Source organism: Bacteriovorax sp. BAL6_X (assembly GCF_000443995.1).
GTDB lineage: Bacteria > Bdellovibrionota > Bacteriovoracia > Bacteriovoracales > Bacteriovoracaceae > Halobacteriovorax_A.
Genome location: NZ_AUMC01000010.1, coordinates 530,696 through 557,688, shown reverse-complemented (window position 1 = coordinate 557,688; position 26,993 = coordinate 530,696). Strand labels below are relative to the sequence as shown.

Annotated in this window: 28 protein-coding genes; 7 read left to right on the top strand and 21 right to left on the bottom strand. The window is 35.3% G+C overall.

Going from position 1 to position 26,993, the window contains the following annotated elements; genetic code table 11:
- Nucleotides 1–226: 226 nt before the first annotated feature.
- Together M902_RS13295 and M902_RS13290 are read left to right on the top strand one after the other, a co-directional pair.
- Nucleotides 227–1,243 (top strand): S8 family serine peptidase, encoded by a 1,017-nt coding sequence (locus M902_RS13295; RefSeq protein WP_021267997.1) that lies wholly within the window; start codon nucleotides 227–229, stop codon nucleotides 1,241–1,243.
- A 19-nt stretch (nucleotides 1,244–1,262) separates the two neighbouring features.
- On the top strand, nucleotides 1,263–2,186 hold the full coding sequence (locus M902_RS13290) for a hypothetical protein (protein ID WP_021267979.1): 924 nt from the start codon (nucleotides 1,263–1,265) through the stop codon (nucleotides 2,184–2,186).
- On the opposite strand, the gene mnhG is transcribed toward M902_RS13290, so the two are convergent.
- The 8 genes from mnhG to M902_RS13250 form a co-directional block, all read right to left on the bottom strand.
- The gene (mnhG, locus tag M902_RS13285; protein WP_052607444.1) at nucleotides 2,181–2,465 is read right to left on the bottom strand and encodes a monovalent cation/H(+) antiporter subunit G; all 285 of its coding nucleotides are present in this window, start codon (nucleotides 2,463–2,465) and stop codon (nucleotides 2,181–2,183) included. The genes M902_RS13290 and mnhG overlap by 6 nt on opposite strands.
- A complete protein-coding gene (locus tag M902_RS13280) occupies nucleotides 2,462–2,731 on the bottom strand; it encodes a monovalent cation/H+ antiporter complex subunit F (RefSeq protein ID WP_021268120.1) in 270 nt (89 codons plus the stop codon). Before M902_RS13280 ends, mnhG begins: the two co-directional genes overlap by 4 nt.
- A complete protein-coding gene (locus tag M902_RS13275; protein ID WP_021268165.1) occupies nucleotides 2,728–3,075 on the bottom strand; it encodes a Na+/H+ antiporter subunit E in 348 nt (115 codons plus the stop codon). The genes M902_RS13280 and M902_RS13275 overlap by 4 nt, the downstream gene beginning before the upstream one ends.
- A gap of 10 nt (nucleotides 3,076–3,085) precedes the next feature.
- Nucleotides 3,086–4,561, bottom strand: a complete 1,476-nt coding sequence (locus M902_RS13270; protein ID WP_021268451.1) for a complex I subunit 5 family protein — start codon at nucleotides 4,559–4,561, stop codon at nucleotides 3,086–3,088.
- Nucleotides 4,561–4,872 (bottom strand): NADH-quinone oxidoreductase subunit K, encoded by a 312-nt coding sequence (locus M902_RS13265; RefSeq protein WP_021268569.1) that lies wholly within the window; start codon nucleotides 4,870–4,872, stop codon nucleotides 4,561–4,563. The genes M902_RS13270 and M902_RS13265 overlap by 1 nt, the downstream gene beginning before the upstream one ends.
- On the bottom strand, nucleotides 4,873–5,298 hold the full coding sequence (locus M902_RS13260; protein WP_021268730.1) for an MnhB domain-containing protein: 426 nt from the start codon (nucleotides 5,296–5,298) through the stop codon (nucleotides 4,873–4,875). It lies immediately after the preceding gene.
- On the bottom strand, nucleotides 5,291–7,408 hold the full coding sequence (gene mbhE / locus M902_RS13255; protein ID WP_040314853.1) for a hydrogen gas-evolving membrane-bound hydrogenase subunit E: 2,118 nt from the start codon (nucleotides 7,406–7,408) through the stop codon (nucleotides 5,291–5,293). The genes M902_RS13260 and mbhE overlap by 8 nt, the downstream gene beginning before the upstream one ends.
- Before the next feature lie 117 nt (nucleotides 7,409–7,525).
- Nucleotides 7,526–7,744 carry a hypothetical protein gene (locus M902_RS13250; RefSeq protein ID WP_021267925.1) on the bottom strand — a complete coding sequence of 73 codons (219 nt, stop codon included), beginning with the start codon at nucleotides 7,742–7,744 and terminating at the stop codon, nucleotides 7,526–7,528.
- A 345-nt stretch (nucleotides 7,745–8,089) separates the two neighbouring features.
- On the opposite strand from M902_RS13250, the gene M902_RS13245 reads away from it, so the two are divergent.
- Nucleotides 8,090–8,593 carry a M48 family metallopeptidase gene (locus M902_RS13245; RefSeq protein WP_021268078.1) on the top strand — a complete coding sequence of 168 codons (504 nt, stop codon included), beginning with the start codon at nucleotides 8,090–8,092 and terminating at the stop codon, nucleotides 8,591–8,593.
- Between the two features lie 24 nt (nucleotides 8,594–8,617).
- Here M902_RS13245 and M902_RS13240 read toward each other — a convergent pair whose 3' ends face one another.
- The 5 genes from M902_RS13240 to M902_RS13220 all read right to left on the bottom strand — a co-directional run bounded on the left by M902_RS13240 (nucleotide 8,618) and on the right by M902_RS13220 (nucleotide 13,300).
- Nucleotides 8,618–9,994, bottom strand: coding sequence for a hypothetical protein (locus M902_RS13240; RefSeq protein WP_021268064.1), 1,377 nt, complete (start codon nucleotides 9,992–9,994; stop codon nucleotides 8,618–8,620).
- A gap of 442 nt (nucleotides 9,995–10,436) precedes the next feature.
- A complete protein-coding gene (locus tag M902_RS13235) occupies nucleotides 10,437–11,333 on the bottom strand; it encodes a M14 family metallocarboxypeptidase (RefSeq protein WP_021268193.1) in 897 nt (298 codons plus the stop codon).
- A 16-nt stretch (nucleotides 11,334–11,349) separates the two neighbouring features.
- On the bottom strand, nucleotides 11,350–12,327 hold the full coding sequence (locus M902_RS13230; protein WP_021267821.1) for a putative ribosomal RNA large subunit methyltransferase J: 978 nt from the start codon (nucleotides 12,325–12,327) through the stop codon (nucleotides 11,350–11,352).
- Nucleotides 12,328–12,442: 115 nt separating this feature from the next.
- On the bottom strand, nucleotides 12,443–12,979 hold the full coding sequence (locus M902_RS13225) for a metalloregulator ArsR/SmtB family transcription factor (RefSeq protein ID WP_052607443.1): 537 nt from the start codon (nucleotides 12,977–12,979) through the stop codon (nucleotides 12,443–12,445).
- On the bottom strand, nucleotides 12,980–13,300 hold the full coding sequence (locus M902_RS13220) for a hypothetical protein (RefSeq protein ID WP_021267769.1): 321 nt from the start codon (nucleotides 13,298–13,300) through the stop codon (nucleotides 12,980–12,982).
- A 198-nt stretch (nucleotides 13,301–13,498) separates the two neighbouring features.
- Between M902_RS13220 and M902_RS13215 the strand changes: the two genes are divergently transcribed.
- Nucleotides 13,499–14,161 carry an endonuclease I family protein gene (locus M902_RS13215; RefSeq protein WP_021267901.1) on the top strand — a complete coding sequence of 221 codons (663 nt, stop codon included), beginning with the start codon at nucleotides 13,499–13,501 and terminating at the stop codon, nucleotides 14,159–14,161.
- 40 nt (nucleotides 14,162–14,201) lie between these two features.
- Here the strand turns inward: M902_RS13215 and M902_RS13210 are convergent, their stop codons facing one another.
- The 4 genes from M902_RS13210 to M902_RS13195 all read right to left on the bottom strand — a co-directional run bounded on the left by M902_RS13210 (nucleotide 14,202) and on the right by M902_RS13195 (nucleotide 19,562).
- Nucleotides 14,202–17,258, bottom strand: coding sequence for an efflux RND transporter permease subunit (locus M902_RS13210; protein ID WP_021268603.1), 3,057 nt, complete (start codon nucleotides 17,256–17,258; stop codon nucleotides 14,202–14,204).
- A 14-nt stretch (nucleotides 17,259–17,272) separates the two neighbouring features.
- Nucleotides 17,273–18,499 (bottom strand): TolC family protein, encoded by a 1,227-nt coding sequence (locus M902_RS13205; RefSeq protein ID WP_021268727.1) that lies wholly within the window; start codon nucleotides 18,497–18,499, stop codon nucleotides 17,273–17,275.
- Nucleotides 18,496–18,882, bottom strand: coding sequence for a MarR family winged helix-turn-helix transcriptional regulator (locus M902_RS16170; protein WP_198011906.1), 387 nt, complete (start codon nucleotides 18,880–18,882; stop codon nucleotides 18,496–18,498). The genes M902_RS13205 and M902_RS16170 overlap by 4 nt, the downstream gene beginning before the upstream one ends.
- Before the next feature lie 188 nt (nucleotides 18,883–19,070).
- Nucleotides 19,071–19,562, bottom strand: coding sequence for a hypothetical protein (locus M902_RS13195; protein WP_021268457.1), 492 nt, complete (start codon nucleotides 19,560–19,562; stop codon nucleotides 19,071–19,073).
- 76 nt (nucleotides 19,563–19,638) lie between these two features.
- Between M902_RS13195 and M902_RS13190 the strand changes: the two genes are divergently transcribed.
- Nucleotides 19,639–21,471: an oligopeptide transporter OPT family gene (locus M902_RS13190; RefSeq protein WP_021268072.1), complete on the top strand. Its 1,833-nt coding sequence runs from the start codon at nucleotides 19,639–19,641 to the stop codon at nucleotides 21,469–21,471.
- A 175-nt stretch (nucleotides 21,472–21,646) separates the two neighbouring features.
- Nucleotides 21,647–22,801 carry a hypothetical protein gene (locus M902_RS13185; protein WP_021267758.1) on the top strand — a complete coding sequence of 385 codons (1,155 nt, stop codon included), beginning with the start codon at nucleotides 21,647–21,649 and terminating at the stop codon, nucleotides 22,799–22,801.
- 94 nt (nucleotides 22,802–22,895) lie between these two features.
- Here the strand turns inward: M902_RS13185 and M902_RS13180 are convergent, their stop codons facing one another.
- The 4 genes from M902_RS13180 to M902_RS13165 all read right to left on the bottom strand — a co-directional run bounded on the left by M902_RS13180 (nucleotide 22,896) and on the right by M902_RS13165 (nucleotide 26,659).
- Nucleotides 22,896–24,314 carry an ankyrin repeat domain-containing protein gene (locus tag M902_RS13180; RefSeq protein ID WP_021268018.1) on the bottom strand — a complete coding sequence of 473 codons (1,419 nt, stop codon included), beginning with the start codon at nucleotides 24,312–24,314 and terminating at the stop codon, nucleotides 22,896–22,898.
- A gap of 14 nt (nucleotides 24,315–24,328) precedes the next feature.
- Nucleotides 24,329–24,646, bottom strand: a complete 318-nt coding sequence (locus tag M902_RS13175) for a hypothetical protein (protein WP_021268076.1) — start codon at nucleotides 24,644–24,646, stop codon at nucleotides 24,329–24,331.
- 355 nt (nucleotides 24,647–25,001) lie between these two features.
- Entirely contained in the window at nucleotides 25,002–25,691 is a 690-nt protein-coding gene (locus tag M902_RS13170) for a gamma-glutamyl-gamma-aminobutyrate hydrolase family protein (protein ID WP_021268306.1), read from the bottom strand.
- On the bottom strand, nucleotides 25,691–26,659 hold the full coding sequence (locus M902_RS13165) for an amidoligase family protein (RefSeq protein ID WP_021268272.1): 969 nt from the start codon (nucleotides 26,657–26,659) through the stop codon (nucleotides 25,691–25,693). Before M902_RS13165 ends, M902_RS13170 begins: the two co-directional genes overlap by 1 nt.
- Before the next feature lie 134 nt (nucleotides 26,660–26,793).
- Between M902_RS13165 and M902_RS16545 the strand changes: the two genes are divergently transcribed.
- The gene (locus tag M902_RS16545; protein WP_156979877.1) at nucleotides 26,794–26,952 is read left to right on the top strand and encodes a hypothetical protein; all 159 of its coding nucleotides are present in this window, start codon (nucleotides 26,794–26,796) and stop codon (nucleotides 26,950–26,952) included.
- The last annotated feature ends 41 nt before the right edge of the window (nucleotides 26,953–26,993 follow it).

Sequence of the window (26,993 nt, the reverse complement as noted above, 5' to 3'; positions counted from 1 at the left end):
TACCTCTTAATTTCAAGCACCATAACATACTTAAAAAACATGCTCTTATTTCTTTGTAATTATTACCTAAGAGTTTGAATACAAAAAATCTCTTCAAAGTTGAAAGTATTAATAAGAAAGTAATGTAAAAACTTTAGGCTTAATAGCATTACCTTGCTCTAAGTAACTAAAAACTCTATAAAACTCGAAAGTAAACAAATTTAGAACGACAAGGAAAATCTATCCTATGAAGGTAATCACAACTCTTCTTTCACTTCTCACATTAAGTACGGCGCTTGCAAATGATCCCCTAGAAAAAGATCAGTGGTATTTAAAATATAATACTAAGAATAAAGGCGCTAATATCGAGAAAGCTTGGAAAATTCTTGAAACAAATTATCAACCAGTTATTGCAATTATTGATGCAGGCTTTGATATTAGTCATGAAGACTTAAAAGATAGTATTCTTATCAATAAGAATGAGATACCAAATAATGGAATCGACGATGATAATAACGGCTATATTGACGACTATTTTGGTTATAACTCAAATAAGAAAAATGGTGAGCTGGCCGGAGACTACGATTTTCAAACAAAACACGGTACAGCAGTCGCTGGAGTTATCGCAGCTAAACATAATAATGGCCTTGGCATAAAAGGTGTCGCAAAAGGTATAAAAATCATCCCAATCGTCAAACCAGAGCCAATGGCAAAGAGAAAAGAAAAGCTTCCACACCTAATTGAGGCCATGAGATACGCAATGGATCGAGGTGCAGACATCATCAGTTTTTCAGCTCGACTTAAAGTAACTTCTCCAGCGTTTAAGAAAATTCTTCGAGAACTAAATGATAAGGGAATTCTTGTCATTGCTTCATCTGGAAATGTAGGAGTTGAAAACTCAACAAACCGTTATCCAGGAGCCTATGCAAACGAGTTTTCAAATATCATAGTTGTCGGTTCAAACGATAAAAGTGGAAAAAGAGCGAAGTCATCAAATTATGGAGACAAATCTGTTCATCTCTTTGCACCAGGAGTAAAGATTCAAACAACTCACCTATCTAATACATATGGTTACTCAAGTGGCACAAGCTTTTCAACACCTCTTGTAGCGGCCATTGCCGCAATGGTTCTTGCCACTCAAGGACCTGAAACTAGATGGAGTATGCGAGATAGGCTTATAAAGACAAGTCGTCCTCTAAAGAATCTAGAGGGTATGAGTGTGTCAGGTGGAATTGTTGATGCCTTCGAAGCAATCAAGAACTAAATTGTGATATAATGGAGAAATGATAAGTCAAATCTTTGATAAATTCATTCCTCTATTCTTCTTAGGGGCGATGGCCATCTTCGGACTCTTCTTTCATCTTCTTATAAGAAGTGTTAATTCATATTACAGAAAATTTGGTAAACTCACAAAAGGTAAGATCATTGCCTTTAAAGAAGAAACAAATAGAAGAAGAACAAATGGTAGGTATGAAACCTCAACAACGATTCGTCCAGTTATTGAATATATAAAGCAAGGTGAAAGGAAGTTATTCCTTGGTACAAATCAAAACTATCTAAATAATTTCATCGGAAAAGAAGTTGAAATCTATCTTATTGAAGACAAAGAGGATCAAGTTTTACAAAAAGATAATGTCTACAAAATTTTCACCTATGTTTCTCTCTTATTTGTCATCATCCCCTTAGTTATTATTGGCCTTCTGAAAGTTGAAACTATATATAAAATCACTATTCCTACTCTATCACTTTTGACATTTCTTCCAATCGCACTTGTTATTAAAACCCGCATGAGAAAATATCTAATTGCTTCAAACGATCAGCGAGGAATTTTTGAAACAATAAGGGAAAAAATGATTACAAATAATGATATCATTGCTCTTGATGATTTTGACAAAAGCGATAAATATATCAAGACTTCAAGAGACTTTAAGAAGAAAACAAAAATTGCAAATCTTTTTGGTGTAGTATTCTCGCTTCTATTTGGAGGCGGAATCTACTTTCTTATCCAAAATTTATACACAAAAAGAATTTCACAAGATGAAAAACAAGTTATCAATAACTTTCTAGAAGACGTTGGAAAGTACCAACCACTCCTAGATGAATGTAGAAAGAGTAATGACATTTTTATACTTATTGCACTTTGTGGCTTCGCAGTAATTTTAACATATGCTTTCATAAAGAACTTAAGCAGTTTATTAAAATCATGAAACTTCATTCTTCTTTGAATATGCATAGGCCATAGCATGTGTTGCAATTGGAGTTGTTATTAATAAGAAAATAAAGAGCAATAAATTTGTAATGGTAATATTTACTTCAGAGATGATCACACTTGATCCTAGTAAAATAAGAGCTGCCCCAAACGCACTGGCCTTACTTGCGGCTTGAAGTTTCATATAGAAATCCGGCATTTTAACAAACCCTACCACTGCCAAAAAAACGAAGATAGAACCTATGAAAATTAAAATTTCTCCAATAAAATTTATCATTTAATCTCCCTACTCTCATTTGATAGAAAAACTGCAAAGACGAATGCAGTAACAAAACCAACAATCGCAAATAGCTGTGCTATATTGTGAAAGAACGTATCCCTATAAGATGTATATAATATTAAAAAGAGACTGACCCCAGAAGTCCCAATTAAGTCAAAGGCCAAAACTTTTACGAGAACCTCTTTTTCCCTCTTTGCTTCAACTGTAAGTAAAAGAAATGTTAGAATTACAATTCCAGTTGAAATCTTTAACAACACACTCATTTTGATTTCTCCTTTTGACTTCCTCGTAATATCCTTAACACACGACTTTCAATAACATCTTTAAACTCCTGTATCGCATCTTCCTCATTTTCTAAAAACATCATATGAATATATAAGTGTGATTTATCTGAATCTAAATCAATGACCATTGTTCCTGGAGAAAATGTAATTAAATTAGATAGTAGTGCAATTTCAAAATCGCTATGCACTTCGAGAGGAAACTTTATAATGCCAGGGGTAGATAAATTCTTAGGTGTAACAACATCTTGGGCAACTCTTAGTGCCCCCAAAGTAAGATCCCATAAGTAGAGAATAACGAACTCTAAAATATACCATAATCTCATTGATACCTCACTAATACACTAGCCCAATTTTCCCCACCTCTTGGGCGAGTTTAAAGATCAAAAGAGGATTAAAACTAATAATCAAGGTAAAGATACATAATAAAATACAGGATATATATGAACGTATAATTGTGACCTTAGGAAAGGATACTATAAACTCATGGTATTCCCCCCAAAAGACTCCACTCCAAATTTTGACCATACTATATAATGTGAAGAAGCTGCCAATAATCATTGGAATAATGATCCAAATGAGGCGACTTTCAGTCGCTATTTTAAAAAGACCTAATTTTGCCCAAAAACCAGAAAATGGAGGTATCCCAATTAAACTTGCCGCCGGAATCATAAAGAGTAAAGCAATTGCTGGAGAAGTCTTAAGCAGCCCTCCCAATTTTGTTATCTTTTCAGTGTATGCAAAATTTCTAATAAGACCAGAAACAAAAAATAGATTTGTTTTTACAATGATGTGATGGAAAATATAGAATAAAGCACAAGCGAATCCAATTTTCTTCATGGCGACATCTGGATGTAAACAAAAACTCACTCCTATTCCAATGAAGCCGACCTGGCTAATTATATGATAACTTAAGATTTCACGTAATTTATTTTGTACAACAGCGAACCAGACCCCGACAAGAAGTGTAATCATTGCAAGAATTAAAACAGTCCAAAAAAATTGTAGATCTGGAGGAAAAACCTGTCCAAAAACCCTAATCATTGCATAGAGCCCTAGCTTCGTGAGTAGTCCTGCTAAGACCCCACTGAGACCGGGTGATATTTTCGGATAACTTTCAGGTAGCCAAAAGAACAAAGGAAAGAATGCAGACTTTATCGCAAAGGCGCCAAATAATGAAAGAGCAAGGGAGCGAACTAGGCCCGCATCATTCACATATAGCTGCGCTAGCCTCTCACTCAAGATTTTATAGTCTAACGTTTTGGTAAATTTATATATAAGAGCAATTGAAATTAAAAAAATAAGCCCACTAATAAAGTTAAGTAGAATGTACCTTAGTCCACTTTTAAGTCTCTTTCTAGATGAGTCCAATACTACGAGAACGTAGCTACTCATAAGTGTAATTTCAAACCATACAAATAAGTTAAATAGGTCACGTGTCAGGAATGCTCCAGTTAGACCTAGAAAAAGAGTGTTATACAAAAAATGATAAACGCTTTTTTTCTCAACGGTAACTCCAGGATACGCATAGAGCGCACCAGTAAAATATATCGCTCCTATAACAAAAATCATAATACCAGAAAAAAGATCATAGCTTAATGATATTCCAACTCCACTCGCCCAATCGCCTGCAACAAACGTTGAAGTTTCAGTGTATGAGAAGAGACAAAATCCAGAGTACACAAAGTATAACAGTGAAAATAAATTTGAAAAAAATAATCCCAATCTATCAGATTCTTTAAATAAGAGTGTAAATGATGCTGAAAGAAGTGGCAGAACTAGAAAAATGATAAAGAAATATTTATGAATCATTATGCCTTTCCCCCTTGCCTAGAATCATTGATTTTTTTAATTACAGAAATAACAAAGCACAAAGTTGCAAACGAGATAACGATTGCAGTTAGAATGAGAGCTTGAGTTAGAGGATCAGCAAAATGTACATCAAACTTATCACCTTCTTTGGCGAAAGGATAACCATGTGCAACGACCTGACCAATTGAGAAGATAATAAGATTAGCACCATTACCCAATGTGATAATTGCAAAGATACTATTAACCCAAGTATTCTTTAACAAGAACAGAAAACCAATAAATAAAAGTATACAACCAACTAGAAATGTCATTTAACTACCATTCTCCTTTGAGAAACTAATAAATTTCACATAGGCCATGGTAGTGCTTGATGAGACAATAATAAAAACGATTGAATCAAAAATTAAGACAGAGCTAATTTTACCAGCGATAGGAAAAGGAATACTCGTCCACAAAGAGCTAAGTCCCGCCATCCCTAAGGCAATCGGCATTATTAATACAAGTATAAGAACTATAATACTCATAGCGATAATGGATGTATAATTTGTATATATCCATTTCTTAAGCTCAGAGTCCTGATGGGAGATGAAGTGTAGTATCATGGATAATGATAAGACAAGCCCACCAATAAAACCTCCGCCAGAGAGATCGTGACCTCTTAATAGTAACAAGAAAGACAAGATAGCAAGTAGTGGACAGACAACTTTAAAACTACCTCGTATTAATGCCTCATTCACGCTCACCTCTCTTTGAAAAGATAGCAAGTACTCCAACAATCGCAATTGCAACAACAAGAACTTCACCAAATGTATCCATTGCCCGATAATCGACAAGAATCACATTGACGACATTCTCCCCCTTGGCCAAAGGCTTTGAATTTTCAAAAAAGTAGCGGCTGGCAGTCATATCAAAATTAAGATTCTTCGCCATGGAAAAAATAAATATAGAAACTCCGTACAAGAAAGCGATGACAAAATTAATCGGTTTAATATTAATTCTCAAATCACGTCCATCGATGGGAACGGCCTTAATAAGAAAAAATACAAAAAACAAGGATAGCGTTTCAACCATTAATTGAGTCATACTTACGTCTGCAGCACTATGATAACCAAAGAAGAGAACGAGAAAGAATCCAGAAAGAACGAAGTATAGAATCGCCTTTAAATTTGATTTACTTAAGTATGCAAAAGTCAATCCTGCTAATATACCCGACAAACTTAAGAACTTAGAAATTGAAAAATCAAACTTTGGTGAAACAATATTAGCAATACCTAGATGAGAAGTGAGTATCAAAACAGTAAGGAAGCCAAGTGTGATACGAATATAGTGAGCAAAATTACCATTTTGTAATGCCAAATTCATTCGTTTAAATACATCCAAAATTATATAGAGTCCCTTCTCAAGTCTATACCATGGGCTAAAGTCAGAATATTTCTTTGAGAACTCATCGAGTTTCAAATAGTACTTATCGAGAACAATGCTTCCAAAAACACTTCCTAAAATCGTTATGATACTTAGAACTAAGACTCTGCCATATGGGAACTTAAGTCCATGCCATGATTTTATATGTATACTTTGAACGCTAAGCCCTACCTCACCTACAGCATTTTGAGCAATTAAATTTATCCCCAATATATTTGGTGCCAGTGCTATAGACAGCGCAATTAATGAATAAATCAATGGTGAGATAAGAAGTCCCTTATAACCTAGCACATAACTTCTCATCTGAGGCCACGAGACACGAAGTAGATTAATTGCTTGAATTCCCATAAAGAGGTTTCCAAGAAAAAATGTAGGGATGAGAATCCATAACAAGTATGACTTTATCGCTGTTAAATATATATATTCTTTAGCATAAAAGCCCACGCTTAGTGGAATACCTACCATACTCATCGTACTAAGTAGGGCCACAATAAAAGGCAGTATACCAACACGATCACCATTTACTAACTCATACCTATCCATTGTTTTTAAAGCTTTCGCAAAATAGCCAACATATTGAAATAGGCTTGCTTTGTAAAAAGCGTGTGCAATAACTAACAAGACAAAGCTTGTAATTGAGTATTCATTTGCAATTCCAAGAAGAATTGCAAGCATTCCAAGAATACAGATAGTTGAATATGCTAACATTGTCTTAAAATTACTTTGTAGGAGGCACTGAAAACCACCATGCAAAACAGTTAAAGTACCTGAGCCAATAAAAAGTATCTGCCAAAGTGGATCTTGAGCATAAAGAGGAAATAACTTAACTCCTAGTATGAGTCCCGCCTTTACCATAGTTGCAGAATGGAGAAAGCTACTAACGGGTGTTGGACCGGCCATGGCCAAAGGAAGCCAGTATGAAAATGGAAAGAGTGCCGACTTTGAACTAATTCCAATAAATATTGTGACAAGAGAAACTTTAAAGTAATCATGACTAGATATTTCTTTTGTTTTAATTAAACTTGATAAATTAAACGACTCTAAAAAAGATAAACCTAAGTCAACGCCTATTTGTGAAATTAGCAAAATACCAAAGAGAAGAAAAAGACCTCCTCCAACAGTAGTATATAGTGCCCATTTCGCTTTTTCTCTAACTTGTGAGTCCTCATTTTTTAATCCAATCAAGAAGAAGGATGTTATACTCGTCATTTCCCAAAATAAATACAACAACAAGAGATTTGAAGAGTAGATTATTCCAAACATCGAAATAGTGAAGAGAATAAGTGAGATATAGTAGATAGCTTTATCTTTAATGCTAAAGCTCTTCATATAAAAAAAGCTATAGATAAAGACTCCTAACCCAATGATGGCAACAAGTACACCAAATAGATTATTCACACTTGATAGAGAAAATAGACCTTCCATTAGTATCTTCAAAACAATCCTTCGTACAAATTACGAGTTTAACTTTATCTAAGTGAGTGTTGGAAATCTTGAGGTCATACTTAATTTAGTTAGACCTCATTAATGAATCGAATTTTACTAAGCGCTTTTCTTAGTTGATACCTGATTTTTCTTTTTCATTGCCACTAAGTGATCCGTCTTTACTTTGCTACTGTGATCTTTTGTATCACTTTTATTACCGGCATCAATATGATAGTCTCTCTTTGAAGATTTAACCTTTATAAACTTCTCAATCGCAATATATACCCCAATCAATGCTAGGCATGAAATTAGGAAAATGATTTCATTGGCATTCATGCAATGCTCCTTTGTTTACATCTCTAATAACTATACCGGAATTGTAAACAGCAATAATATATATATTGACAATAGATTATATTAATTTATTCAATGACAAATTTAGGTTTTTATTTACTCTTTTGTGATATTAGTAATCTGGCCTCTATAAGAAAATTATAAGATGTGAGAATGAATCATGTTAATTCTTAAGATAATCCGTCGGCCAACATTCACTTAATCCTCTTTCATTTTCTTGTAACCTGATTAATGACACGGATAATTTAGACCGTCATAGCGAAGCTTTCATCTATTGTATTATAGGGATAAATAAGTTAAATCTGTCTAAATATTACTGGAGTGGCCATGCGGTTTGAAAAATACTTTAGACAATATCCTGATCAATTAAAGAAACAGATTCATGATCTAATTGATAGTGGCAATCTTCGTTCATACCTTTTAAATAAGTATCCTCATCCCCATCAGATCAAATCAGATAAGTTACTTTATAAGTATGCCAATGAACTTATAGATAAGTATATGCGCAATGTAGGGCAATTAAATAAGGTTATTTATGAGAAGCAAAAAGACCTTATTAACGATGCTCTTGGTACCCATACATTTATAAGTAGAAATCACGGTGGAAAATTAAAGAAGAAGCATGAAATGAGAATCTCTCGTACTCTAAAAGATGCCCCTCGAGAAATGCTTGAAATGCTTGTCGTGCACGAGCTTGCCCACTTTAAGGAAAAGGATCATAATAAGGCCTTCTATAAACTTTGCGAATATATGCAGCCTAATTACCATCAAGTTGAATTTGACCTTCGCCTCTACTTAGTTCTCTTAGATCAAGGAGAAGTTCTATATTAAGAATATATAAAGTTGTCGGCCAACTTATTTTGAACAAAAATCGCCTAATAACGGATCAGAAGAAATTCCACGACAACATGAAACAGAGCGAGCAATATCAAATGAGTTCTTCTTTAAGTACTCTTGAGCCTCCTCAACCGCTTTCCGATAAGCTCTTTTAAGTTTATTAGAGTTAATCTCAGATCTATTTTTACACAATATTCTTGTTCCGTTGAGAGTAGTAAAACAAGCCTTTGTAATATTACCTGAAGAATTAAATTCTAAATTTTTAAGTATAGGAACAGCTCTATCTCCACGGCCTAATGCTCTATCGAGAAACTGAACTTTATCAATCTTATTATCGCTACTTTCAACAATAATATTTTTTTCATCTAGCCCATTAATCTTTGTATCCCCACCTCTAAGGCATGACTTACCTATAAATCGGTCCCTTTGAAGGTCCTCATATATACCATCAACAACATGACACATATGCTTACTATTTCTTAGCTCTTGTTTTTGAGCGTCCCAAGGTTCATCTAAAAATTCAACAACTTTGGGACTTAGACCAATTAATGGCCTACAATTTGGATCTTTAACCCAGTTATGATAACCCATTTCTTGGCACCCAGTCTTTATTGAAGTAAGCATTAGTTCGACACCAGTTACACCCTTTATAAATTTACCATTTGCAAGAATGCCTGCGACCCGACTCCCCAAGTTTTTCGCCTTATGCTTAATTTGTGAAGATAGCGCGGCCTTACTTATTGATAGAACCCCTGCCTTATTTTGATCAAGAAGATCACCATATTTTAACTGTACATCAAGTCTAGACTTTAACTTTCCCTTTTCAAGAGCACCTAATTTCTTATAACCGAGGTTTTTATTAATCTCATTATAATTGTCCTCGAGATGCTTTGCTAAATCCCTATCAACCTTGTCCTTAAGAAAAAAGTCACTTTGACTTGCTAAGGTTGTTTTTCTCCCAAACTCTTCTGGTGCAACAGGACTCATTCCTCGGTCAACAAAGTCAGCGATCTTCTCAATACGCAATATTTGTTCTCTTGAAGATTTATCGAGGTTGTAGCGATCAAAGACCTTTTCTACAAATTCCTCATCTTGAGCATTCAAAGCATCCACTATCTTGCGATCAAGCTTCTTTCCGTAACCTTCTTCATACAAAACCTCATAAAAAGGACGTCCATTGTAACGGCTACTCGTTTTAATTTTAGCATTATCGTGAACAGATAAAACACTTCTTAATATTTGTGGATCAACATCTTTAAACTCATCAGGATAATCATTAAGGAGTCTCATCCCCATTTCAACAACTCGTTTCTTATGAGCTTGCATATGTTGATAAAAATCGAAAGCATCATTTACATACTTTCGTGGAGCGAGCTGTTTAGAGATCGCTTGCAACGAAGACTTTTGAAGTGCTACAAGTGAGCTTGCAACAGGGTAGCCTGTAGTTGGATGAAAGCAGGCCTGAGCAGAATCATCTCTTATAACTACTTGATTAATCTGGTCGTCAAATTCTGTATCTCGTAGAGATATTAACTTTAGACAATCATTTAGAGAGATTGAATTCGAACAAATAACGCTTGTTCTTAAATAGCTTATTTTATCTCTAGTTAGGTCAGCATTAGCGAGACAATTGAGGCGCTCTGCTGAAGAATTAAAACTTAGAGCAAATAAAAAGGTAAAGAGAAAGAGGTACTTTTTTAAAATTATATACTCCCAATATCGTTATCATACCTCTCTAGTCGACATTTAGTTATAAAAGTTAAATATAATTTTAAAATTAATTCATAACTATTTTACGAAGCTAGATAACTAATATTAGGTCAAAATACTTAAATAATCATTTCTGAGTTAGTAAATGATCAAGGCCACCAACAATGGCGGCAACCTGTGCATCTACACAATCCTCTTCACTCACCTTTGGACTATCTGGATAAACTTCCGTTGTTGTGGAATATATTGCATTAGAAAAAGATGCACAAAGATGTAGCTTCTTTAGGGCATAGTTAATGACCCCCTCTTGTTCAATGGTGGCCCCTATTATCTTGCCACTCTTATCCGCTGGTGCAATATGCGTGACCTTACGAACAGAATTAATGATCGCCTTTTGGAAGTCAGGGCAAGGGTTTTCACTATCTGCAACAAGATAGAATCCATCAGGAATATCCCAAACTTCTTGAGGGATACCATCTCTCTTTTCTAAGGCCGGCCTAAAAATAGTGTTGTCGGTATCTGTCGTCTCGTGAAGATCGAAGTGGGCAAAGACTTCAACACCTAAGTCTGCTATGGCCTTCATGACAAGATTACACTCTGGAGCTGGCCCATTTGTATAGAAAGAGCGATTTGGATCAACAGTCATTGGATTCCAACGATTAATTGTCTCATACCCCCAAGGGCCAATACATGGAGCAACGATAAAGTTAAATGATTCTTTATAATTACTAGCTTCTCTTTCAAGAAAAGCAAGGGCCCCGTGAACTCCACTTGTTTCATAACCATGGACGCCACCAGTTATAAGAATCGTTCTTTTCTCTGGTGAAAAGTTCTTACTTTTAATTAAATAAAGTGGGTACTTTTCTTCATCATAAGGAAGTGCACCATATTGAAAGATGTCAAAAAGCCTATCTAATTTCTTGATCTTTGTTACCACTTCTTCTAGGTACGATCTCTTTATTGTTTGCTCTTTACGCCAATTATCTTTTTCTTTGTCGCCCCACGGGATAAGTTTCTTTTCCATATTTGTACCTATATAACTATCTTGTCGCTATAATAACGTATTCCTTTTTGTGAGAAGGAATTTGTCGACTAATGATATTGTGAAATCCCCAATCATAGAATTGATCTTCAAATGATTCGATATTTTCAATATATTCCATCTTTACAACCTGAACAGTAAAGATAATTCCCTTTAATGTTCGATTATACTTCTTTGCTAGTCTTAGGACTTCTTTAATTGATTGCTTAGGATTAATATTAATATCGGCATGAATCCAGCGCACGTCCTCAGGCAGATCTTCATGTGAAAGATCCTGAACTGATCTTTTCATATGTGAGAAGTTTTTATGAATAGCGACTGCTGGACTTATTTTTGCAGGATCAATTCCAACAACCTTGCATCCTTCATCTAATAGAAGTTGAGAGGCACCACCAGGGGCACAACCAAAATCGAGCCATAGGTCACCTTTAAATAATTTTACCGCATAAAGTTTCAAAATTTGAAAAAGCTTTAAGTACCCTTTTGAAACGGCATTTTCAGGAGTTTCGATTTCAACCATAGAATTAGGATAGCGAGTACAACCATTTGCCACACAGTGAGCTCCAAACCAAATCTCATTTGGCCCTAAGCTAACTAAATCAATAACGATCTTTCCTTCAGCACTATATTCATTTATTTCACGTCCAAAGGCTGCCTGAGCATCGAAGTCAGTCTCACACCCAATTGCAAAGCTATGGATCATGAAATCTTCACTATCAAGCCCTGATGCCTTCACATCACTTACAATATTTTCAGGCGTTGATTTCCCGTAGAAGATTCCACTTCGTGTTGCAAATGTTAGTTGAAGTTGTGAAATCGTTTTCAAGTCATACGAAACACCTGTATTCTTAAATGTCACAAAGCCTTTCTTAGAAAAACTTAAAACTAATTCTGGATAAAATATCTTTATCTCTTCTTTTAAAAGAATTTCATTTCCTGGATTAGTGCATACAAAAATATATTGTTGTTGACTCATGGCCATCCTTATTCGTTATTAATAGATTAATTATTTTATACCATTTAAATGAAGAATGTACTTAATTATTAACGGCATTCATTAATCTCTTGATAAAACTTTTTTGATTTCGCACTTAAACAACTCTATAAACACCAGATTTTCTAGACATGAGCTTCTCTGCAATAAACTCGCGTCTAATTGTACAAAAGTCTTCATTATACTTTTCAAGTCTTTCGTTTACCTCGGCTTCTGTGTAGTCTCTCCCCTTCTTAAACTCTTGTAGTAGATGCTTTAAGATAACAAGCCTCTTTTTTCGTTGCACAGGAATCGACTTCAGTTCTCCATTTTTAAAAAATGATTTAATTATCTTTTGCTCATATTGAACTTCATTTTCATCTTCGTTAGAAATTGAGACTTCAAGAATTGAGTTTAAAATATTTTTATCTAATACCTTCTTTTGAAGTGAAAAGACTTTATAGTACTGCTCTTTACGAGACTTAATAAGTCCTACGGCCTCTAATTTTTTTAAATGATGTGTAATCGTACCAGGAGAAAGAGAAAGTCTTTCCGCAAGAACTTCTGCATAAAGATCTTTCTCTGTAAGGCTTCTAATAATACTCAATCTCGCCTCATCCCCTAAGACTTTGAATACTTTTGCAAGACTCATCATTTAGCCTTCACCAAGAGATGAGCGCATTTCTTGAACAGATGGTAGAGATACTATCCACTCAAATATACTAAGCTTAATCATTGCTTTGTCTGCATCCTCATCACGGCCAAATCTAATATCTTCGCTATAGCTTTGAGACCAATCTCTATACATAAGCTTTGTCGTTTTGATAAAATTGGCCGGAGTCGCATTACCATAAAGCTCTTCCATAATTTCAAAAACATTTTCTCTAATTTTTCTTTCAATATTGATATCGATTTTTCCTCTACTGAGATTCGATGCCTGTTTTGAAAGCTCTCTTAATTCATCTAAAAAGTTCATAATACCCCTCGATCTATTTTGATATCCGTCAAAGTAAACTAAAAAAAGAAAAGATCAATATTTATTTTGACATTCATCAAATTAGATATTTATAAAAGTAAAATATTTATGTAATTTCAACAACTTAGCACCTGCATATACGAGTACAATTTTACACTGTTCTTGGACAATATATCTTGCATAACATATTGATTACCTATGAAAAATCTTATTACAAATTTCCTAATCATCTTATGTCTATCAACTCAAGCAAATGCCATCACACGTTTTGATATTGCCCAAATCGCAAAGAAGAACCACGTGGCCCTTGAGTACAAAGAAGTTAAAAAAGTGATGTTTTCGATGGTGGACAATGTTGATGGTGTTATTTGTAGTGTCTACACACCTAGCCAGTGTAAGAAGAGATATCAGCAAAAAGAGAAGAATTTCAAAATCAATATTGAACACACATGGCCTCAGTCAAAGGGAGCAAAAGAGCTTCCTGCCAATAGTGATATGCACCACCTCTTTCTAACGAGTAAAGAGTCTAATAGTAAGAGAGCAAATCTTCCTTTTTGTAATGCTGCTTACAATTACTGGCAAATGGATGGAAGTATTCAAGGCTTTGATGATTATGCTCAGGATTGCTTTGAGCCACAAAATGGCCACAAAGGAAATGTTGCGCGAGCAATGTTCTACTTTGCTGTTCGCTATGATTTTTCAATTGATAAGGATCAAGAGGAAACTCTCAGAGCTTGGAATAAACTGGATCCAGTAGATGAGCGAGAACTAGAGAGAAATGAGATTATCAAATCTCTTCAAGGAAATATCAATCCGTTTATTTTAAACCCTGATTGGGTTAATGAAATTTCAAACTTCTAGACTTCAAAAGATTGGGCCCACCATCAGATGGGCACAAATCCTAAACTTCTTCTAAAATCTTTCTTCTAGGCCTTGCAATTAAAGAATAGAAACAAGGTACAACAACTAAGGTAAAGATCGTTGAAAGGAATACCCCACCGATAATAACTAGGGCCATAGGTCTTCTCGTTTCAGAACCAGCACCAATAATAACAGCTGCAGGAACCGCCGATGCAAGAGTTGTAAAAGTTGTCATAATAATCGGTCTAAATCTTGTTTTACATGCTTCTAAGATAGCGTCAGCTAATTCCTTTCCTTCATCACGTAATTGATTTGAGAATTCAACGATAAGAATTGATGTCTTCTTAACAATACCCATCGTTAAGAGAATCCCAATCATCGAGTAGATATTTAAGGTACTACCAGATAGCCATAGAGCAATGAAAGACCCCGCTAGTCCAAATGGTACGGCCAAGAAAACAGTAATTGGGTCAGAGAAAGAATTGAACTGACTTGCTAAAACCATGTAGGCAATAACAAGACCAAGAACCATAATCATAAGAACGCTAAATAATGACTCATTTAGGTCTTTTGAGAATTTAAGGTAGTAACCTTTAGGTAAAACCTTCTCTCCTAATTCTTTGATATAATCGATGGCCTTACTCTGAGCGACACCTTCTTTTAAGTTAGCATCGACTCGAACACCTCTTGAACGATTTTCACGGTAAATCGTCTGTGGCCCAAAGGCATCTTCAATCTTTACAACTTCACTTAATGTAACAAACTCTCCACGGTTATTTTGTAGAAGAAGTGATGAGATATTCTCTCTAGTACGATCTTCTTCTGCTAGCTGAACAAAGACGTCATAACGTCTTCCTCGTTCTGTATACTTTGTTGCAGGCGCCCCAGCAACACCAACATTTAAAGCTGTAGCAATAGTATTAACTTCAACCCCACGTTGTTGGGCCTTAAGACGATCTGGAATGATGTGAACTTCAGGAAGTTCACCAATATCATCGGAGCGAATTCCAACCATTAGATCAGATTCTTTCATCCCTTTCGCTAATTGCTCATATAGTTGAGCTTGGATTTCCGCATCTGGGCCAGTAATTGTAAACTCAATTGGACTTCCTCTTCGGCCACCAATTGCAGACCCCATTCTATCTCTAACAATAATATGAAGTCCTTTGATAACAGATAGATCTTTTCTTAATTGGGAAGCTATCTGAAATTGTGTCAGCTCTCTTTTATCACGGTCTTTAAGGATGATAACCCCAAAACCTCGGTTACCAGAAGAGGCTCCACGTCCACCACCAACAGCAACAATCATTCTTTCGATATTTTCGTTCTTAGAAACGATTGCTTCATACTCTTTAACTTTCTCATTTGTATAATCTAAACTTGCTCCATCTGGAGCAATGAAGATAACAAACATGAAGCTTCGATCTGATTCTGGTGCAAATTCTTTATCAATGTGATTTAGCGACATAAATGAAGCTAAGATAACAACCGTAGAAATAAGAATAACTTTTAAACGATGTCCAAGTGAGAATTTTAAAACTCCCATATAGATTTTATTTCCAAAGTCTACTGCACTATTAACCCAGTGGTGAATAAAGATCCCTTTAGATGTAACGTTTAGAAATTGTGAACATCTCATCGGTGCAAGAGTAAGGGCCTCTAGAGAAGATAGAGAAACAGCAATACAGATTGTTAAGGCAAATTCCTTAAAGAATCGCCCTTCTATTCCAGGCATAAGAGTAATCGGAGCAAAGATTGCGATAAGAACTGCAGTCGTAGCAAGAACCGCAAATGCAATTTCCTTACTTCCCTTAAAAGACGCCTGTACTTTATCATGTCCCTTCTTTGCATATCGGACAATATTTTCAAGCATAACAATGGCATCATCAACAACAATTCCAATAGCTAAAGTCAGACCCAAAAGTGAGAATGTATTTAATGAGAAGCCCATTAAATACATAAAAGAAAAAGTACCAATAATAGCAGTTGGGATTGCCAGAACTATATTAATTGTTGCCGACATAGAGTTTAGAAATAACCAACATACTAAAGAAGTTAATAAAACTGAGAGAACTAAGTTTTGTAGAAGCTCTCCAATTGATAATCGAATGAAAGAAGTACGATCAAAGTTTACCGTAAGACTTGTACCATCCGGAAGATTTTCAGAAATCTCTTTGACTCGTGCTTTCACACGATCAGCAACATCAACAGCATTCACTCCTCTTTGCTTATAAATAGGCATTGAAAGAGAAGGTTTTTGGTTCACACGTGAAATTCTTGTACGATTTTCAACACCTGCATAGATATTTGCAACTTCTGATAGTCGAATTGGAACATAATTTGCTCGCCCACCACGTCGACTGATAATCATATTCTTAAAATCATCAACAGTACGTCCTTCACCTAAGACACGTAAGCTTTTCTCGTCCTTTAGAGTTTCAAACTTACCAGCTGGAAGCTCCACACTCTCTCTTTGAAGTGTTTGTACAATATCAGATAGGGTTAGTTGAAATGAATCGAGCTTCTCTGCAATAACATCAACTCTCATCATTGGTTCGCGTGCTCCAAAAGCGCGAACTTCAGAAACACCTTCGATTGTTGTGATCTGATCAATAACACCATCTTTAAATAGAATATTTAGCTCTCTTTCAGAAAGAGTATCAGAAACAAGTGCAAGATAAAGTATTGGATCATCCGCCGCATTTGACTTTGTTACAGTAGGAGTTTCAACAATATCTGGTAATTGTCTTTGAGCTCGTCCTAAGAGAGTTTGAACTTCCTGAAGCGCAAAGTCGATATCCTTATCAAGTGTAAACTCAAGATTGATACGACCTTGGCCACGCCCAGCTGTTGACGTCATATCTTTAATCCCTTGCATTGAGACAAGAACCGATTCAGCAGGCTCTAAAACATCTTTTTCTACGACCTCTGGTGTTGCACCTTCGTATTCATACGCTATAGAAATCGATGGATAATCGACATCAGGGTTTTCATTAATTCCAAGTTCTCTAAATCCTAGTATACCAAACAGGATTAGCGAAAACATTAACATCCATGCGAAAACAGGATTTTTAATTGATAGAGATGATAAACTCATAATATATAACCTTCTTAATTTTTAGGAATATTACCTAAGTAAGCATTTGCCTGATAATATAAAGACTTAACTTCAAGAGATGATCTAATTGCTAGCTTTTCTAGGTCAATTACATCGTCTAAAGATCTAATAACTTCAATTTGAGTCACTAGTCCTTTATTAAGATCTTTTAACTGTTCTTGATATGATGCTCTACTTCGATACAAAGCTTTTCTTAGTGTTTGTAATTCATTTTTCTTATAGTCAAAGTTTTTAACAAAAGCACTCCAACGATTAACAGTGTTTCTTCTATTATAATCAATTTGGGCTTTATTAATTTGCGAAACAATTCTTCGACTTGTTACTTTTGACTTTCTTTCACCGAAGTCTAATAGATTCAGAGTAACATTCAAGCTAACTCTCCAATCACGCTCTCCAATATCATTCTTATCAATATTGTAATCAGCGCTTAAATCTACTTGAGGATAATAAGCGGCCTTTTCAATTTTAGCTTCAGCAACAGAAGCTTCATAATCATATTTTAAGCTTTTAAGGTCTGGTGTATTTTCTAGATCAACATTTTTAGAAAGAATCAATTTTAAAGGGTCGATACTATCTTTTACTTCTTTAACATCATCAAGACCTGAAAAGTTCATAAAGTCAGTCATTGATGTTTTGACTTGCGCTTTGCTTTGAACGAGTCCGGCCTCTAGACGATGGAGCTGAGATTCAAGAGCATATAAATCGGCTTTACGATCTCGCCCAATCTTTGCTCTTTGCCTTACTATGCTAACTCTCTTTTTTAAGTTTTTAAGAAGAGCTTCTACCCTTTCTTTTTCTTCTATTGCCGAAGACATTTGAAAAAACAATGTCGAAAATTGAGAATAATACTCAGCAAGACTTTTATCTGTTAATGCCTTGGCCTGTTTAGGGACAATTTTATTATAGTCGTATAGAGCGAATTCGGCTCCACCTTGAAATAGCTTTTGTCTTAATGATAGATAGACTTCAGAATCAATCTCTTTATTTTTTGAGCTTTCGGGATATTCATCACGATAAGTATTAGCATATACTGCATCTAAGCTTGGGTAGAGGCTTGACTCAACGGTCTCTAGGTCAGAAACAGTTTTTTTCTCTGTAAGTTTAAAGACCTCGACTTGCTTAGACTTCTTTAAAGATTTTAAATAAAGCTCTTCAACAGAAGCGCTGCAAATAAAAGGCGTAAAAGTAACAATTAAAAATGCAATTTTATAGTAATTCAAGATTGGTCCTCCTGTAATTTTAGAACAAAGTTTTCTATTACTTCGAGAGCATTTGTTAACTGTGAAACTTCAGCTGTGGAAAGGTTTTCTAAATTACTTGAAAACCTACTACTGGCGCCACTTCTGACCTTCTCAAACTTCTTCTTGCCCTTTGCTGTAATCTTTAAAAAAGTAATTCTTCGATCTGTCTTACAGGTCTCACGCGAAATATACTTGTCATTTACTAATGCATCCACAAGCTTTGAAATGGCAGCACAAGAAACATGAATAACATCAGCTAAATCACTACACGTACATACACCATCATTTACTCTTGCCAGTATACGATACTTTGGAAAGCTAATTTCAGCTTCACTTTCACTTTTAATGTATGACCTAATCATTCCCATCGATGACGGAATAACCTCGATGAATTTTCTAGATAAAGAATCTTTGATAAAATATAACCTTGTTAATATTTAACTTTGTTAAGTATTTTACTAGGATTATCTTTAATTTGAAAAATATTATTTTAATTCAGCGAAATAATTAATTCACTATAGATTTACAAGTGTGTCAATTAATTCTATTTCTAAAAGATAGAACAGACCTCTTCTAGGAGGGCCGCATGCCTGTTTCGAAGCTCAATTGGATCATCGAAGCTCATCGTTGTCTTCTTTTCAAAGAGAATAGTGCTCTCACCACTTGGGATTAAGCACGTTATCTGAGCAGAGCATTCATTCTTTTGCTCCCCTAACATCATCGTTTCTATGCACAAATTAATTCTAAGCTCTTGAGATGCCTTTCCTGGATACCTTTTACATAAATCAATTAGTGACTTTTTGAGTTCTGGGTTATCCCACTTCAGGGCCTCTAAAATTGACGGCTCACAAGATAGCACTCGAAATACATCCCCATCAACAACACACTTAATGCCTTTATCTGTTGATGTTTCAAGGTAGCGATAAGCAAAGTTTTCGAGATTATGAATGAAAAGAGCTGAAACACCACCAGACTCAATTAACCATTCACGATTCTTTGAATTCATTTCTTCCGTAAGCTTTTCTTTATCAATTTTCGTCATACATACATAATACTTGCTAAATCTAAGCAGTAAAGAGATTCTATAATTATAACTAAATAATAATTGGAGGGACTAAATGAGTAATGCTATCGAACCATCGTTAAAATCTAAAAAAGCAGGGATAGCCTTTGGCTTTATCATCTCCTTTGTACTCGGTTCAGCATTTGTTTTTTCAGCACTAAAAGCAGGTATTACCCCTGGGATCAGCCCCCTTGTAGTTCTATTTGGTTGGGTTGCAATGGGTAGTTTTTTTAAAAGTGATATGAAAGGTTTCCTGGCCATGGCCCAAGTCACGGGTTCAGCAGGAGTTGCAGTAACAGCAGGTGTCGCTTTCGTTGCACCAATCGTTCAAATCTTAGCGGCGGAACTTGGACAGCCTGTTCCACCAGTCGATATTCTTTCACTGATTCTAGCTTCTTCTGCCGGATGTTTCCTAGGCTGGGGTTTTGTCGGCCTTGCAACTCAAAGGTTTTTAACAGATCCAAAACTTCCAGCTCCTGAGGCCGTTGCCTGTGACCGTCTTATTCAAACGGCTGCAGAAAATCCACAAGCACGTCCACCTTTAAAGTTCTCACTTATCCCAGGTCTAGCACTTGGATTTGTGATGGCCTTCCTAAGCCAAATAAAAGTTTTAAAAGCAAGTATCTATGATCTTAAGTTCACTCTTAGTGGCGTTGAAACAAAACTTCCTCTTCCAATTAACCCACTATACTTTGGAATTGGAGCACTTCTTACTGTTCCTACGGCCATCCTAATCTTCTTTGGAGGACTTCTAAACGCCGTTGTTAAGGGAGTGTCCGCGTCCCAAAGTATGCCAGGGACAACTTTTCGTTGGGTTGGTGGTGCGGCCATGGTTGTTGCCGTAGTTTACTCATTAATTGCATATATTATTGAAGGAAGAAAAACTCGCAAAGCTCTAGCAAATAAGAAAGCAGACTTTAATGCTGAGCAATTAGAAATCCCTACCAGAGTTAGAAAGCAACTTCTTTCATCGATCGGTTTTGGTGCGTTCTTACTAATTGGAATGATGATATATTCAGGAGCGACACTGGTAGGACTTGTTGCACTTGGTATCGTTGCACTACTTCTTATCTTTTTCCTAAGTGGTCTCGGTGCTCTTTTATCACTTCAAGTTGGTTCATCAGCTTCCCCAGTTTCAGGTACTGTATTCATGGGAATGCTAGTTCTAAGTTTAGTTGGTCTTGCTATTGGACTTGAAGGGATTCAAGGTGTTTACTTCTTAGTTCCAATTATTGTTGCTGCTTGTGTTGCCATTTGTGCATCTAATGATTCATCACAAGATTATAAAACAATGCAATTTAATGGCCTAAAAGTTTCCAGCTCATTTGTTGGTCAAATTGTAGGACTTTTAGGTGGAGCAATTTCAGTTCCTCTAGCAGTTTATGTTGCTCACGAAACGGGAACTCTTGGAAGTGAAGCACTACCGGCACCGCAAGCCGCTTTCTTTGCCACAGTTCTTAAATCACTCTTTATTCAAAGCGATATTCCACTAATGCCTGTGCTTGCTGGTACAGGTCTTGGCCTTATAGCAGTTATTGTTGAAATCATCGGAAAACGTAAAGGTGTTATTTTAAGCTCACTTGCATTTGCAGTTGGAATCTATCTACCTTCATATATTGGAACAGGAATTCTATTAGGCTCTCTTGCTAGACTTTCTGGTACTAAGTCTGTGACAAAAATCACTCATCGCGGAATCCTAACTGCTGCTGGACTAATTACAGGAGATGCTCTCTTTGCACTTCTATTTGGTATCCTTGCTATTGCAGGAATGGAAATTGCTGGAGTTGAAGGCTTCAACTACCAAACAAGCCTAAGCGTACTCTTCTTTGTTAGTCTTCTTCTTACGACTGCAATTAACTACGCTAAAACTTCATCTATCGAAAAATAAACTTAAATAACCATGCTCCTTTTAATGGAGCATGGTTTTATAAGATTCCAGCAGACCTTTACGTAAACACTGCGTTATAACGATAAAATCCCCCTTTTCAGTCATATTTTTATACACACAATATATATTCTTCACGTTACCACTAAACTAAATTTAACTATGCTAATCTCAAGAAATGAAATCAGCAAAATCTATCTATTTACAATTACTTATAATTGCCAGTCTTTTTAATACAATTACTAGAGCGAGTGAAATATTTGACTTATATGAGCCCTTAATTAATAAAAATACAGCCTATATCAATATAAAGAACGAGTGCCCAAATTTATCAGATTACTACGCGATTTTTGATACAAGAAGTAGATACGGAAACCCTCCTGTACTTCAAATCGGTAATCGCACCAGTGCTACTTCGCCAGTTTTTGGCTTCAAACATGGTATAGCAGTTGTCTGTGAAAATAAAAATAATAACAAACAATTAATCATTGCAAATACAAAGAATAAAATTGTTTACAAGAGAGAGTTTAAATCATTTGAAGCTGTTGATGACAGAATGAATAGTATGGGAATCCAACTAAATGATTTATCACAAGATCATTCTGTTAGAACTTATGTGCGATTTCAAAATAAAAAGCTCTTTGTATTCACATTCTCAAGTATTGTTAAGTCTGCCTCAGATCAAGGAATCAAGAGAACAAAAGAAAGAGTTGAAATTGAGCAGATCACCTTCGAGGAAGGAATATTAAGAAAGCGTAATTTGACTGAATTCTATATGGAACTGGACCGTCAGCACTTCAAGAAAGAAACAAGTAATTATATTACCCTAGGTGGTGATCTAATTACTTGGCATACAAAGTACGAAGCATATATTCGAAATATTGTGACTAATGAAACTCTAATTATTGATAGAACTTCAGAATTAGCAAATACAGTTTTATCTAACAAGAACAATCATATTTGGATAAAAGAAGTTGGCGCAACAAAACTAATTAGCTCAACAACGAATTATTCGATTTACTTTAGAAATGGTAAACAATATTTTACTGAGGGCTTACTCTACTTAGATGGTTATGAGAACTTATTTAAGTGTGACGAAGACAAGAGCATATGCACTGTCTACAATCATGATGGAACAACAGTGGAAACAGATATGGTCACATCAAATATCGCTAGAAATGGCGCCCTATTCTATCATTATGAAATTGGTGAAACCACTTACTATGACGTATTCGGAAATTTAATAAAAAAATATGAAGGCCATAACCCAGTTTTTACACAAGAGCCCTCACCACATGTAATTCAAGTATGGCTTTTCAGATATGATTTATAACGTGAAGTCGCGCAAGTAACTCTCTAATTAAAAATAGTCCAACTGTTATAAGAAATTTAATAGTTGGACTATCATATATTTAATTAATGACTAGCTATGGTAAGCTTAAACAATCAGAACTGTAACGAGATGGCATCTCAAACGGCCCATTTCCAAAATTCTCATTTTTCTTGAATAAATAGTGAATTCTATCAAATGTTTGAACCCACTTATTCTTTTCCTCTACACTTTTAAACGGCATTATAAAGCTTAACTTCCTAGGTATTCCCTGTGTACCAGTATAAGTGATACTTTCGTCAGTAAATTTTAGGCCAATAATCCCAACATGAGATGATACTGAAACTTCTTCAAAAGGTCGTGCCCTTCTGAAATCGAGATAAATTGTACTGCTATAACCACAAATTTCTCTCGACTTGGCGTCCTTCACTTTAAGGCCCATCTTAGGACTTGAATTAAACTTCTGGTCACTAATATAGTCATCGACAATTCCAATATCCCATAGATCTGAACCTAGAGTGTTTTCAAATGCAGAATTGCTTAACTTTACAAGCTCTAGAATTAAAGAAACTGTCTCTTCTTTTTGTTCTAAAACTTTATTAGCAGAATTCCCCCAATCACTTCGATGAGACAATAATTCAACCATTTCTCTAGAATTATTGTTAGCGGCCATCATGATAGGGATGATATTATCTCCACTGATCAAGTCAACATCAGCATCGCCTTCCTCTACTAAAAGTCTTACTATACCTGGTTTATTGCTAAAGACAGCAAGAGATAAAGGTGTTGAACCAGAGTTGTTTTTAATATCAACAAAGGCTCCTGCGTAAATTAACTCACGAGCAACTTGTGTATAACCTTTTGAAGCGGCCCAATGTAGAGGAGTATCTTTATGCTCATTTCTAACATTAGGGTTCATCAGGTTCTCTAACAAAAGAAGTGCTATTTCTTGTGACACATCTTCATCGCGAGACAAAGTTGAAAGTAATGCATTTCCACCATCGGCAGCACGATATCTCATATTTGCAAGATCATTATCAATGAGGTACTCGACAAGCTCTAAGCGTTCTTTAGAGCTTACCTTCGGTGTATAAACGGCAGTATGAAGAGCATCTAATCTTGAAGGTCCAATATTTGTAAACGACGCCTTAGCGACCTTTAAATACCTTAGACATTTAATACAACCACTGTATACAGCAAGGTTAACAGCGCTACTACCACTCTTTGTTAGCTTGTTGTAATCAATTTTAGAAGTTGCTAAAAATGAATACCTATCAATAACTCTTAAAAACAGGTGTTTCTTATTCCATACAGCTAAAGTGAGAAGGGTATCACCATTATCATTAAGCTCTCGGTTAAAATCAATTCTCTCTCTTCTATATTCAACTTCTGAAAGATAGAAGTCTAACTCCTGAGCATTCTCACTAACGACAATTCTTTTAATCTCGTTATAATCGACTGCTGAGTATGTATTGATAGATAGAATGAATAAGGCGAATAGTATTATGTTTTTCAAAGTAATTCCAATGTCTAGAATCGACAGTTAAAGTTAACATTCGCATCGATTAATGGATCGACATATGGATTATTTGCTCTTACAAATCCATTTATACATTGACCTGGATAAACAACACCATTTTGAAATCCATTTAACCAAAAACCATTTGCCGTCATTCCACGCATATTCATATTACAATAAATCGGTCTATTATAATAATTATTACAAACCTGACAAACGGCTTGGCCTCCACCATTTACCCAACATTGAGCATTAGCATTAACATAAGCCTGAACATTAGATAAAGAACCAACAATAATAAATGCAAAAAGCATCATAAACTTTCTCATAGAAATCTCCTGTATATTTAACGGTTGGAGACTCATTACTTTTTTCTAAATACTATTGTCAATTTCACTTCGAGTGATCAAAAAAGTGATTTCTTTAGAGTAACTAAAGGTATACGGCAGAAAGCATTCGTTTTTAGATTGTTAAAAGGGTAAAGCTCCAAAAGACACAAATACCAAATTAAGAAAAACTTTACCTCATTAAGGTTTCCAACTTTAACTTAATAGTTACAAGAAAGTAGAAAATCTGTGATATATTCGAAAATATAAATATTTCAATTTATTACAAAAAGCTCCAAGCTACTATCTTTAATGAATCAAATAAACTCAGACAAGATTCAGCAGATATGTCTCATATTCAATGGACATTGTTTTTAGATTCCATCACGAATTTGTGAAATAGATTTCTAATATCCTTGCGGTAAAAAAGAAATTCAGGATGAAATTGTAGGCCCATAATAAAACATGCCCCCTCATTTTCTACAGCTTGAATAACCCCATTATTCTCAACAGCACTAACCTCAAGTCCATATCCAACCTTATCGATAGATTGACTATGTAGACTATTCACTTCAGATTCATTCTGTTTAAAGATATCACTTAGGCGTGTATCTGGTTTAATATTTATCTTCTTACGATAAAAGATCTTTCCCCATAAGCTATTTGGGTAATTTGCCTGTTCATATATTTTTGATACATCTGTATGAAGGGTTCCCCCCATAAATATATTTAAAAGTTGGGCCCCACGGCAAATACAAAAGATAGGAAGTTTTTTTCTCTTGGCCTGAGTAAGCCAGGCAAGTTCGAGTTCATCCCTTTCGTGGTCATACTTGTAATTTTCTTTGATATCTTTACTTTTATAGATTCCTGGGTATAAGTCCGTACCTCCAGAAATAACAAGGCCATGAATATCGACATCAAACTGAGGATACTTTGATGTAAGATTGATAGATCTTGCCTTAGAAAAATATAAGCACAACCTAATCGCTAAATTTTGAATAAGACCAGAAAAACCATATGATTTAGTTACGCCAATAAGGGGTCTCATTAACGAAAGTCCTCGATATAGTGATTAGAGAGCCTAAGCCATTTCTTTTCAAAATTAAGAGAACTATCATTATAGAGATCGATAAAAGACTTAGACATCTTACTAATCATCTTCTTATCACTTGCAACTTTCTCTAAAAGACGCCAACGCTTCCATTCTACAAATATATTCCAGGACTCTAGCCCCAGTTGGCAACTAGGCAAGCGGTAATGAAAAGTAGGCCTCGGTTTTATACGCTCATCAGTAACGACGTTTCGTACACGATCCTCATCTAAAAAGAGAAAAAGTGGTAAGAAATCCAATCCTCTATTTCGTGTTGGGTTATATTCCAAATAATCATCAATAAGCTTTGAAAGGTCTGGTTTGTACGTATGATCAAGAACCAGTTCAGCATAGTCATTTGGAAAGTCATCAACATAACCCGTTAACTCTCTTGTTAGGCCTATATCAATTTGTGAATGCAGCCACGTGCTAAGTAGAATATAAGAACGGAGTATACTTAAGAGATAGGCACTTTCTTTCGAAGTTATCTCTGGATTAAATTGCATTGCAAAGGCAAAATAAGATGACTCATTCGTCCCCCTTGCCCCTGCACTATGAAGTACTTCTTCAATTTTCCTAATCACATCAAAGTTGTCTTCTTCGATTGGCGGAGAAACAATCTCAGTTGGAACTAATTCTTGTGTAATTGGTTCTAAGATATCTTTAAGGACACCCTCAAAATCAATTTTTTTCACTTTAGTATTCCTCTCAGAAGATGCTGCTAATTCCTTCAAGAATTTCGCATCAATTTCGACTTGAAAGACTCCGTGTTCTGTGTGTATTTTAAAGCAAGCATCGCTAACCTTATCGACATCACCACCAATGTTATCAGCTATTAACACTGCCGTTTTCTCAGGAGTTAAACCTTGGAACTCTATCTCAAAACCTACTCTGCGATTTTTGTTTTTATAATTTTTTGTCTTCATTCACAGAATAATAACATACATAAGTTTTAAAACTTTATGACCAAGTTAAGCTTTAAACTAATGAGTAATCCTAGTGACTTAACAAATTGGAATTAATTCTAAAATTATCGTATGATAAAGGGATGGAGGTAATCATGAATAACAAACCAAAAGTTCCAAAAGAAGTACCAGAAGAGGCTCCTGTGCCACCAAAAGCACCAACGAGAACTCCTTTAAAAGCACCACCAGAAGTGCCAAATGAACCACCTATAAAAGAGCCAGAAAAACCGAAAGAAAATCCACCTATAGCATAATTAAGTAAAAATTTACCAACAAAGAATAAATGATAAGAAGT